The following is an 11,432-nucleotide window of genomic DNA, read 5'->3' as shown; positions in this document are numbered from 1 at the left end:
CTAAAAGATAGATAGGGCGAAAGCTCGCCCCGTTTTTAAAATGCAGGTATAACCTCGCCTTTGTAGCGAGTGATGATGAAATTTTTAGTATCAGGGCTAAGCACCGCATCAACTAAAGCTTTGATCTTAGGATTGTTCTCGTTGCCAGCTCTTGTGACGATGATGTTGGCGTAAGGGCTGTTGGCGTCTTCAAGTAAAAGTGCGTCTTTTGCCACGCTCATGCCAAGATCAAGGACGAAATTTGTGCTAATAGCAGCGATATCGACATCATCAAGCGTTCTTGGGATCTGAGCGCCTTCTAGCTCGACAAACTGCAAATTCTTAGGATTTTTAGTTATGTCATTTACAGTTGCAACTTTTACGTTTTTATCGATCTCTATAAGACCGGCTTTTTCTAAAATTCTAAGCGCTCTGTTGCCATTTGACGGATCGTAAGCGATCGCCACTTTTGAGCCATCTTTTAGATCTTTTATGTTTTTTATCTTTTTAGAGTAAAAGCCAAGTGGCTCGACATGGACATTTGCAACACTTACAAGATGCAAGCCTCTAGCCTTGTTTTGCTCCTCAAGATATGGCAAATGCTGAAAGAAATTTGCGTCTAAGCTACCATCTTCTGTGGCGACATTTGGGATAGAGTAGTCTGAAATTTCAGAGATGACAAGGTCATAGCCCTTATCTTTTAGCTTTGGTTTTACAAATTCTAAAATTTCAGCGTGTGGCACTGGTGAGACGCCAACAATGATAGTGTGGTCTTTGTCGGCTGCGTGAAGGCTTAGAGCAACTAAAGATGCGGTTAAAAGTTTGATAAATTTCATTGTTTTTCCTTTTTTGATTTGATTTGAAGCGACGCTAAAAAGGTAAAAGCTTTTACGTCGCTTTTTATAAATTTAATTAAAACGCTGGGATGATAGCGCCGTTATACTTTGTCTCGATAAATTTCTTAACTTCTGGTGAGTTGATCGCTTTATCAAGTGCTTTAGTTTTAGGGCTATTCTCGTTGCCAGCTTTAACAACTACGTAGTTTACGTATGGGCTATCTTTGCTCTCGATCACAAGCGCGTCTTTTGTTGGATTGAGATTTGCATTTAGCGCGTAGTTTGTGTTGATAACTGCGATAGTAACGTCATCAAGCGTTCTTGGCACTTGAGCAGTCTCGATCTCTTCAAATTTAAGTTTTTTAGGATTATCAACTATATCAAGTGGGGTTTTTAGTGGGTTGTTGTTTAGCTTGATAAGTCCGGTACTTGCTATGATATCAAGTGCGCGGCTCTCGTTTGTTGGGTCATTTGGTATAGAAACCACTGCGCCATCTTTTAGCTCTTTTATGTCTTTGATCTTTTTAGAATAAACTCCCATTGGTTCGAGGTGTACGCCAACTGTTTTTACAAGGTGAGTGCCTTTGTTTTTGTTAAATTCTTCAAGATATGGGATGTGCTGAAAGAAGTTTGCATCAAGGTCACCGTCCTCTGTCGCAAGGTTTGGTGTGGTGTAGTCGTTAAATTCTTTGATCTCAAGTGTGTAGCCATCTTTTGCCAAAATAGGCTTTACAACCTCTAAAATTTCAGCATGTGGGATAGGTGTAGCACCGACGATTATTGTTTTTGACTTGTCAGCAGCATTTGCGCTAACGCTAAGGCCTAGGGCAACTAAAGAGGTAAGAAGTAGTTTTTTCATTTATTATCCTTTTTTAAAATTTGCCAAGCACCAAAAAAGGATAAATTTAAGCTAGAAGGTTAAATTTCTTTTTAAGCGCTTAAGCTATTTCTAAGCACTTAAAAAGAAATTCTGTGCTTAGAGATTAGTCTCTCGACGACGCATTTTTTAGTAGGCGGCACATCTGGCACATATCTGATTTCATCTTTTGTCCTTTCAGCTAAAATTAATTTGGCAATTTTAAGGAAAAAAGCTTAAAATCAGATAAAAAATGTGGCCTTATTTTTTTGAAATTTTATAGAGATAGTTGCCTAAAACTTGAAAAATTTGAACCATAATGATAAGAATAACCACGGTGTAGAGCATGATATCTGGGCGAAATCTCTGATATCCGTAGTTTATAGCAACAGATCCTAGTCCGCCACCGCCAACTGCACCAGCCATCGCTGAAAAGCCGATATTTACGATAAGCGTTAGCGTAAATGCCGAGATGATGCCAGGAAGAGCCTCTACAAACATCACGCGAAAGATGATCTGAAATTTCGAGCTACCAAAGCTTTGAGCAGCTTCAATGATGCCTTTATCAACCTCTTTTAGAGCATTTTCAATGAGCCTTGCCACAAACGGAGCCGCTCCGATAGTTAGCGGAACGATCGCAGCTGTGGTGCCGATGCTTGTGCCTACGATCATTTTTGTGACCGGAAAGAGCACGATGATCAAAATGATAAACGGAAAGCTTCTAAGCACGTTTATAACGATATCAAGTATAAAATAAAGCTGCTTGTTTGGCTTTAGTCCGTCTTTATCTGAAAGGATGAGCAAAACCGCAGGTATGAGGCCTATGGCAAAGGCGAGCAGGGTAGAGACTATGCTCATATATAGCGTCTCGCCGATAGCTGGCAAAAGTATCCTAGAAAAAACATCTGGAAATTTAGAAAAGTCAATACCAAACATCAAGCAACCTCCCACAAAACGCCACTTTGCTTGATATAGTTAAGCACGTTTTCTTTATCTTTTTCATCTATGTTTATGACAAGCGAGCCAAGGACGTTGTCGTTTAGCTTTTCAAGCTTGCCCCAGACTATGTTAAAGTCGATATTTAGGCTTCTTGCCATGTGCGTGATCACGCTATTTTGAGCCACTTCTTTTGGGAAAAATAGCCTGATATTTGTGCCAGTGCTTGGCAAAATTTCAACTTCACCCAAAAACTCTTTCATCTTCTCATCTGGCTTTAAAAATAGCTCTTCGATGCTTCCAGAGCCTATGATCTTGCCGCCTTCAAGCAGTATCGCACGTTTTGCGATCGATTTTACCACCTCCATCTCGTGCGTGACGATGACGACGCTGATGTCTAGCTCTTTGTTTATCTTTTCAAGCAGCTCTAAAATTTGATTTGTCGTGTTTGGATCAAGAGCTGAAGTCGCCTCGTCGCTTAGTAAAATTTTTGGATTTAAAGCAAGCGCTCTGGCGATCGCCACACGCTGTTTCTGGCCGCCGCTTAGCTCGCTTGGATAGCTCTTTGCCTTGTTTTCAAGACCGACTAAATTTAAAAGCTCTCTCACTCTTTTCTCGGTTTCATCGCTTTTATAACCCCAAAATTTAAGCGGAGTAGCGACGTTTTCAAAGACATTTTTTCTAGCCATCAAGGCAAAATGCTGAAATATCATCCCAACATCTCGCCTTAAATGTCTTTGCTGCGTCTCGTCTAAATTTTTTATCTCTTTATCAAAGACTTTTAAGCTGCCACCTTGATAGCTCTCAAGCCCATTTATGCACCTTAAAAGCGTTGATTTACCAGCACCGCTGTGTCCCACGATAGCAAAAATTTCACCCTTTTTAACCTCTAAATTTATATCAAAAAGGATCTGCGTATCACCATAAAATTTGGTTAAATTTTCTATTTCTATCACTATTTTTCTCCAAGAGCTTCTAGCTCTTCGCATACTTTTTTAAATTTAGCCTCAGCGCTCTGCAAAGCCTCTTTGTTTGTCTCTATGACCTCTTTTGGTGCGTTTGCTACGAAATTTTGGTTATTTAGCATGCCTGAGAGTTTGGCTATCTCTTTTTCAAGCTTTGTCTTTTGAGACCTTAGCCTTGTGATGATGCCGCTCATATCAAGCCCTTCAAGTGGGACAAATGCCTCTAAATTTTCGCTCACATCTCTTATTGAATTTTCGATTTTCTCATCTATAAAGCCGATCTCTTCGCATTTTGCAAGCAGTTTGATGTACTCTTTTACCTCGTCAAGGTCTATTTTTTCATTAAATTTAACAAAGGCTTTTGCGATCTTTGAGTTGCCAAGATCGATAGTAGCTTTTGCACGGCGAATAGCGACGATCGCTTCGATAACTAGCTCAAATTTCTTCTCAACCTCTAAATTTCGCTCTTTTATCTCTGGATAGCTCATAACCATTATTGATTTTGCATTTTCAAGCTGTGTGCCGCTAAGCTCTTGAAATAGATACTCTGAAAGAAACGGCATAAAAGGATTTAGCAGTTTCATCGCCTCTTTAAATATACTTCCAAGCTCTTTTACGCTCGCTTTGTCAGCCTTGCTAAGCTCGATGCCCCAGTCGCAAAACTCATCCCAAAGGAATTTATAAAGTGTGTTTGCAGCGTCATTGAAGCGGTAGGCGTCAATGTTTTCGCGCACCTCTCTCACGCACTCGTTAAAGCGGCTATTCATATAAATTCCAAGCTTTGTTTCAAGCTTGATATCCTCTAAATTTGGAAATTTGCTCTCATTTAGCATGAGGTATTTGCTCGCATTATAAAGCTTGTTGGTGAAATTTCTTACCTGCTTCATCTTAGCGTCACTTAGCTTGATGTCGCGTCCTTGAACGGCTAGCAGCGTTAGTGTAAAGCGCAAGATATCGGCGCTATACTCATTTATGCTATCAAGTGGGTCGATGACGTTGCCAAGGCTCTTACTCATCTTTCTGCCAAACTCATCTTTTACAAGCGCGTGCAGGTAGATGTCGTCAAACGGCAGCTTGCCAAGGGCGTTTTCACCCTGAAACATCATCCTAGCAACCCAGAAAAATAATATATCAAAGCCAGTGATGAGAAGGTTGTTTGGATAAAATTCAGCCAAATCGCCTTCAAACCATTTTTCATTTTTTAGCTCATTTTCATTGCCCCAGCCAAGCGTGCTAAATGGCCAAAGACCAGAGCTAAACCACGTATCTAGCACATCTGGGTCTTGGTGGAAATTTTTACTTTTACACTTTTTGCACTCGCATGGCTCTCCCTCGTCAGCCCACATATGACCGCAATCATCGCAGTAAAATACTGGAATTTGATGTCCCCACCAAAGCTGGCGTGAGATACACCAATCTCTTAGCTCTCTCATCCATGCGTTAAAGCTGTTTATCCAGTGTGGCGGGTAAAATTTGGCAAGACCCTCTGAGACTTTTTGTATCGCCTCGTCTGCAATCTCTTTTTTGACAAACCACTGCTTTGAGATATATGGCTCGACGACGTTTTTGCAGCGGTAGCAGTAGCCTACTTGATTTTCGTAGTCTTCTATCTTTTCAACATTGCCTAGTTTTTCAAGCTCGGCCACGACGATATCTCTAGCCTCAAGCCTCTCAAGACCTGCAAATTTATCGCACTTGTCGTTTAAAATACCCTTTTCATCAAATACAGTGATAAACTCAAGGTTATGCTTTTTGCCAACCTCGTAGTCGTTTTGATCGTGCGCAGGCGTGACCTTAACAAGGCCTGTTCCAAACTCCATATCGACGTGCTCATCCGCGATGATCTCGATCTCTCTATTTATGATAGGTAGCACCACTTTTTTGCCGATTAAATTTTTATAGCGCTCGTCGTTTGGATTTACCATTACGGCGGTGTCGCCGAAATATGTTTCAGGTCTAGTGGTCGCAACAACAACAAATTCGCTTGGCATATCTGAAAAGTAGTATCTTAAATGATAGAGCTTGCCTTTGTTTTCTTTATGTTCGACCTCGATGTCGGAGAGTGCGCCATCGTGCGTACACCAGTTTATCATGTAGTTTTTCTGGACAATTAATCCTTTGTCATATAAATTTACAAAGGCCTTTTTCACAGCTTTTCTTAAGCCCTCATCCATAGTAAATCTCTGGCGTGACCAAGCCGGAGTGATGCCTAGTTTTCGCATCTGATGGACGATCATACCGCCGCTTTTTTCCTTCCACTCCCACACTTTTTCTACAAATTTCTCGCGTCCAAGCTCTTCTTTTTTGATCCCTTGTGCCAAAAGCTGTTTTTCAACGACGTTTTGAGTGGCGATACCAGCGTGGTCAAGTCCTGGCTGCCAAAGTGTCTTGTAGCCGTCCATCCTCTTGTAGCGAGTCATGATATCTTGAAGTGTGAAGGTTAGGGCGTGTCCGATGTGAAGCGAGCCAGTCACGTTTGGAGGTGGCATCATAATGCAAAATTTACATCCATCTTTTTGGATATCTTTGTTTGCGTCTATCTCGAAATATCCGCGTTCTTCCCAAATTTTATAAAATTTGTCTTCTATCTCTTTTGCATTGTAAAAATCTGCCACTTTTATCTCCTCAGTTTCGTTTAAAAAATGCTTAATGTTATCTAAAATTTGTTTAAAAAAATCTTTGCAAAAGTGGGAAAATATGGGCTTGGGGCGGTTAAACGCCCCGAAGTTTAGATAGCTATTTGACGTTAAAGCTTCTTTGAGCTAGGTCGTAGTCGTTTTGTCTTTCGTTGTACATATTTTCAGTTGTGACTGCACCAAGTGAGCATTTACCACCAAGTCTTACTCTATAAGGTGTGTAGAGCACAGCGTCTTTTTCGTCGCTATTTAGCGTATAAAAGCTTAGCACGCGGTCATCTTTTACGCTTTTATACTCGACTTGCAAGCTGTTTTTTAAGCTCTTGCTAAAGTTGCTTAAATTTTCATTTATCGGCTCAAAGCAACTGCTTACGATCTCGTTTATCACGCCGTTTCTGACCATTGTTTTTGAGTTTATCACCACTTTTGAGTAGATGACATCATTTACTTTTAGACTATTTAGATCAACCTCTTTGCCTTTTTCATCGACAAAAACGCGGTAAATATCAAGCTCTTTTGGCTCGATCTTATGCCTAATATCAAGCGGCAAGTAAGCGTAGCTTAAGATAGTTGCGTAGAGCTTATTTGAGCCTAGTGGAGCGATGCTAAATTCGCCATTTTTTGTAGTAAATGACGTGCTTAAAAGACCATCGAATTCTTTACTTTCGCCGTTGTAGCTAAGCTTAAATTTGTTATTTTTCTCGCCGTTATCTTTGCCAAAGTATGCATTTAGCGCTCTTAGCGTAAATGCACGCTCTTGCGTTGAGCTTAGCTCATTTAAATTTACTATCAAGAAATTTGCAAGATCATCTGAGTAGTCGTTTTTCTCAAAGTATTTTGCGTGCAGATATAAGATAAAGGCGTTATCTCTTACTTTTGAGCTAAAATCAGATGCATTTTCTTCGATTGTTTTAGTATTTTTGATATCTTTTAGCGCGACCTTTGCCTCGTCATTTAGGCCGTTTAGCTTTAGAGCTGCTGCCATTAGGTATTTACTTAGTGCTGTTTTATTGTAGGCTTTGTCGTCGTAAATTTTATTTAAGATCGATCTGTCAGCCATATTTGCACGTGAGCTTACATAAAGAGCATAAAGTGCCTCAAGGTCGTTATTTGCGTATTTTAAGAGAGAGTTTAGCGCATTTTGTTTTACGCCTTTGCTTACCTCATATCCAGCCTCGCTAAGATCAAGTAAAACATCAGTTGCAAAGATGCTTGCAAATGCATTTGTCTCGCCTAGATCGCTCCAGTAGCCAAAGCTGCCGTCTGCTTTTTGCATCTTAACTAGCTCATCTATGCCACTAACGATAAATCTCTTTTGATCCCCTTTTTCAAGCTCATCTTTTGGTTTTAAATTTAAAAGCGCAAGCAGTCTTGAGCTCCTTTGCTCCGCGCATCCGTAAGGATACTCTACTAAATTCTTTGAAGCTGCCAAAAGCACGCTTGAGACCGAGCTTGAGGCATCAACGCTCACATCGTGATAGCCTTTTGGTAGTGAAATTTTACTCTCTTTGTCAAAGACACTGCTCTTTGCGTAGGTGCTGATCGTATAAGGACTAATGACGTCTAGTAAATTTTGAAGCGTTTTTGAGCTATTTTTGTCGCTTACTGTTATATTATATTCGCCAGCACCTGTTTCAAGGGCTGAAATTTTAAGCACAAACGCCTTGTTTTCAAGCGGCTTTAGGTTGGCTTTTTCTTGCGTTTTGATGTTTAAATTTTTACTTGTTACTATGTTTATAGTAAGGTTTTTGTCTGTATTTGTCGTATTTATAAGCCTTAAATTTGCGCTTAATTCATCGCCTTTTAAAAGATAAACTAAAGCACTTGGCTTAATAATCACATCATCTTTTACTTTTATCTCGCTATTTACGGCGTTCATTGCAGTTGCGTCATTTGCCACAGCATCTACTCTAACAGCGCCGTTAAAGCCATTTGGTGTTTTAAATTCGTATGAAATTTCGCCTTTGTCGTCTGCTTGAAGGCTCACTAAATTTGCATAAGTTTTTACATTTTTGCTATCAACTGGGCTTGCATGCTTTGCCATTTTCGCCGCCACAGCCATCGCCGCGGCATCACCGCCAAAGCTTAGCGTTTTGCCCTCGACCTTGTAGTTTGTGAGCATATTGTAAATGTCGTAGTCAAAGACGCCATCAGGTAAAATTTTGTCAAAAAACTTAAGCGGATCGGCTGGCTTTTGCGATGTGATATCAAGCACGCCGACATCTGTGATAAATAAATTCAGATAAGCTTTTGGCTTTGTTTTTAGTGAAATTTTGATATTTTCATCGCTCTTTGCACTTTTTGGCGCATCAAGAGTAAGCTCTATCTTTCTTGAAGATTTATCGCCGTTTGCATAGACCTTGCCGTAGGTTCTAAACGGAGCTAGCCCAGCGTCAGTCATGCGGTAGATATTTGCACTCACGTAAAGACCATTAAAGTCAAAGTCGAGCTTAAATTTAACGTTTGCTGAATTGTTTTTGATCTTGACGACCTTGTAGGCTTTGACACCTGCATCTTCAAGCGTGACAAGCGCGATGCCTTCTTTTATGGCTGAGCTTATGTCTGCGCTTAGCTCGTCGCCTTTTTTATAGACGCTTTTGTTTAGCTTGATCTGAGACTTGCTAAGCTCTTTTGTAGGGGCTAGGGTTGAGTAGTTGTAGCCGCTCACATCGATGTCTAGGCTCGTGCTCGCACCACTTACTAAATTTGTAGCTGTGATGACGTATGAGCCACTTTGCATAAATTTATAGCTAAACTCGCCACTATTTTTATAAAAGCTATCCACATCTTCAAGTGTTTGGATCCATTTTATATAGCCGTTTGCGTCCCTTTGATACTGCCATGAGACACGTTTTATATCAAATTTCAAATTTGACTTCACTGCCTTTTGGCTTGGCATATCAACGACGACTGTTCTTATCTTTACATCTTCATTTGGATCAGCAAATGCCGTGCTAGCAGCGATGCCAACCATATCTTTGTAAGGATAGAGCGTAAAGCTTTTTGCGTCACTTACGTTTTTGCCATCGTCATTTACGTTGAAATTTATGACGCCTTTTATTATTGATGGTGCGTTTTTGGTGTTAAAGCTAAGATCTATCATTTGGCTTGATTTGCCATCTTTTGAAAGAGTTAGATCATTTTCTATGCTTGGATAGGCAGCCGCTTTTAGGGTGTCGTTTTTAAATTTATACTCTTTAAATTCGCTATTTTTATACTCATCATCAAAGAAGCTAACCTGCATACTGCCAGCTAAGTCGCTAGCTGCTCCGCCAAAGAGATAGCTACTTGTTAAATTTACCTTTACTAGCTCGTTTGCAAAGAATTTATCAGTGTCTATGGCTATGTCATTTTTTATCTTGTTTGGCACGAAGCTCTCGACGTAAAATGGCACACTCGCTATCACTTTGCTAGCGTAGATTATCTGCATGTTAAATCTACCGCTTAGATCGCTTAAAATTTCTTTTTCAAAATTTATCATACCAACATCATTTGTATTTTGCGTGATCTGGGCGCTACTTTTGCCTTGCGGATCGATAAATTTAATCTTAACTGGCATATTTTTAAGCGGATTAAAGTCCCTATCTCTTAGATAAATTGCTCCTTTTAAGCTCTCGTTTGGTCTTATGATATTTGAGGCAAAATGCGTGTAAGCATCAATGCTCTCGCTTGGATTTTGACTGATGAGCTTTGCCTCATTTAGCGCTTCGCCATCTTTTATGATGAGAAAATTTTGCTCCTTGCCAAGTGAGACGACGATCGATGAGATCTCTTTGTAGATATCTTTTTTGTTAAATTTAAAGACGCCGACGTCATTTGTCGCGCCAACTGCGATCTCTTCGTTTCTTTTGCCATAAATTTTTACATTTGCGTTTGGTAGCATTGTGTTTTCGCCAAGGCGGTTTGCAAAGACGAAAATTTCATCCTTGCCAAGCTTTGCATTTATGGCGATATCGCTTAGATAGACGACCTTTGAGACGCTCTTATCTTTGCCGTAGTTTAAGTTTATCTTATAGACGCCGTCTCCTGCTCCTGCAAAGTCAAGCTTGATCTTGTTTAGTGAAATTTCGTTTAATGCACCCTCTAGCTTGTAGCTTTTGCTTGCTACTTTTGAGCTAAAATTGCTTAGATCTTCGCTATTGTCGTTGAAATTTAAAAAGTATCTAAAATTTTGATCGCTTAACTTTTCAACGCTTACATTTAGCTCAGGTAAATTTGCGCTTCTAATGCCGATCTCGCCCACGCTTGAGATGTAAGGCTCTTCGTTTGTGAAATTTGCAAATGGAGTGAAGTTGCTAGCGACCACCTCGTAGGTTTTAGCCTCTCTTACGACATTTCTATCATCTCCAAAGCCCGGTTTTATCGTGATCTCGTAGCTATTTTGTGGCTTAAACTCATCGCTTGTGATATCGATGTAATAATCATACCCATCAAGCTCAGAATTTGGCGCGCCAGCCTCATCATCATTTTTATATGCCACGTCGCTTATGTTAAAGCTTTTTACGCCTTTTATCTTGATAAATTTCTTTAGATTATTATCATCGCTTAGCCACTCTTTTAGATAAATTCTAAATGCCAAGATGCCGTTATCAAGGCTTGTTGGATAAATTTTGGCTATCTCAAAGCTTTTAGCTTCAGCGTTTAAATTTGCGCTCTCATCGCTTGCTTGCTCACTAAATTTCACCACGCCATCGCCTGCTAGCTTAGCGCCAAATTTACTCTCAAAATTTTCTCCAAACTCAAAAGTAGGCTCGCTTATATTTTTATCAAGATCAAGCTCAAAGCTGTTTTGAGAGAGCTGCAAGGCATTAAAGCTTGCACCTTTTACGGCTATTTTTTTTACAAGCTCGTCACTAACTTCGTCATTAAATTTAAGGACAAATTTGCTATCAGAGAGCTTTTCTATCTTCTCAAGCGTAAATTCTTTCGTCTCAAAGCTAGCGCTGCTGCCATTTTCTAGCTTACAGCTATACTCTACGCCTGCGTGCATATCTTTTGTAAAAAGCGTAAGGCTTTGAGCGTTAAATTTCACCGTGCCACTTAGCGCTGGCTCGCACGAGATAAGCTTTTTCTCACTTAGCGTGCCTATGAGATTTTTGCTAACATCATCTTCTAGTCCAAATTCCACGCTTAAAGGCGACTTTACCTCGACATTGCCATTTAGACTTAAAGCATATAAATTTACTGCTCCTAAAAGTGCTAGAAGTAGCGCTTTTTGCTGCAT

Annotated in this window: 6 protein-coding genes; all 6 read right to left on the bottom strand. The window is 40.1% G+C overall.

Translation table 11 applies throughout. The features are described 5' to 3' along the window. Positions 1–35: 35 nt before the first annotated feature. Positions 36–815: a MetQ/NlpA family ABC transporter substrate-binding protein gene (locus CYP84_RS06870; protein WP_103569624.1), complete on the bottom strand. Its 780-nt coding sequence runs from the start codon at positions 813–815 to the stop codon at positions 36–38. Between the two features lie 76 nt (positions 816–891). Further along, positions 892–1,674, bottom strand: a complete 783-nt coding sequence (locus tag CYP84_RS06865; RefSeq protein ID WP_021084583.1) for a MetQ/NlpA family ABC transporter substrate-binding protein — start codon at positions 1,672–1,674, stop codon at positions 892–894. Between the two features lie 258 nt (positions 1,675–1,932). Further along, positions 1,933–2,607, bottom strand: coding sequence for a methionine ABC transporter permease (locus CYP84_RS06860; protein ID WP_087585899.1), 675 nt, complete (start codon positions 2,605–2,607; stop codon positions 1,933–1,935). Then, on the bottom strand, positions 2,607–3,563 hold the full coding sequence (locus CYP84_RS06855; protein ID WP_103637060.1) for a methionine ABC transporter ATP-binding protein: 957 nt from the start codon (positions 3,561–3,563) through the stop codon (positions 2,607–2,609). The genes CYP84_RS06860 and CYP84_RS06855 overlap by 1 nt, the downstream gene beginning before the upstream one ends. Then, on the bottom strand, positions 3,563–6,187 hold the full coding sequence (locus CYP84_RS06850; RefSeq protein WP_103637059.1) for a valine--tRNA ligase: 2,625 nt from the start codon (positions 6,185–6,187) through the stop codon (positions 3,563–3,565). Before CYP84_RS06850 ends, CYP84_RS06855 begins: the two co-directional genes overlap by 1 nt. Before the next feature lie 121 nt (positions 6,188–6,308). Next, positions 6,309–11,432, bottom strand: a complete 5,124-nt coding sequence (locus CYP84_RS06845; protein WP_103637058.1) for an alpha-2-macroglobulin family protein — start codon at positions 11,430–11,432, stop codon at positions 6,309–6,311.

This window comes from Campylobacter concisus (assembly GCF_002912425.1).
GTDB classification, from domain to species: Bacteria; Campylobacterota; Campylobacteria; order Campylobacterales; family Campylobacteraceae; genus Campylobacter_A; species Campylobacter_A concisus_AH.
The sequence above is the reverse complement of the archived record's forward strand: the minus strand, read 5'-3'. Positions and strand labels throughout refer to the sequence as shown.

Coding starts and splice junctions, on each gene's coding strand:
- CYP84_RS06870 (WP_103569624.1), bottom strand. CDS start 815: ATGAAATTTATCAAACTTTTAACCGCATCTTTAGTTGCTCTAAGCCTT.
- CYP84_RS06865 (WP_021084583.1), bottom strand. CDS start 1,674: ATGAAAAAACTACTTCTTACCTCTTTAGTTGCCCTAGGCCTTAGCGTT.
- CYP84_RS06860 (WP_087585899.1), bottom strand. CDS start 2,607: ATGTTTGGTATTGACTTTTCTAAATTTCCAGATGTTTTTTCTAGGATA.
- CYP84_RS06845 (WP_103637058.1), bottom strand. CDS start 11,432: ATGCAGCAAAAAGCGCTACTTCTAGCACTTTTAGGAGCAGTAAATTTA.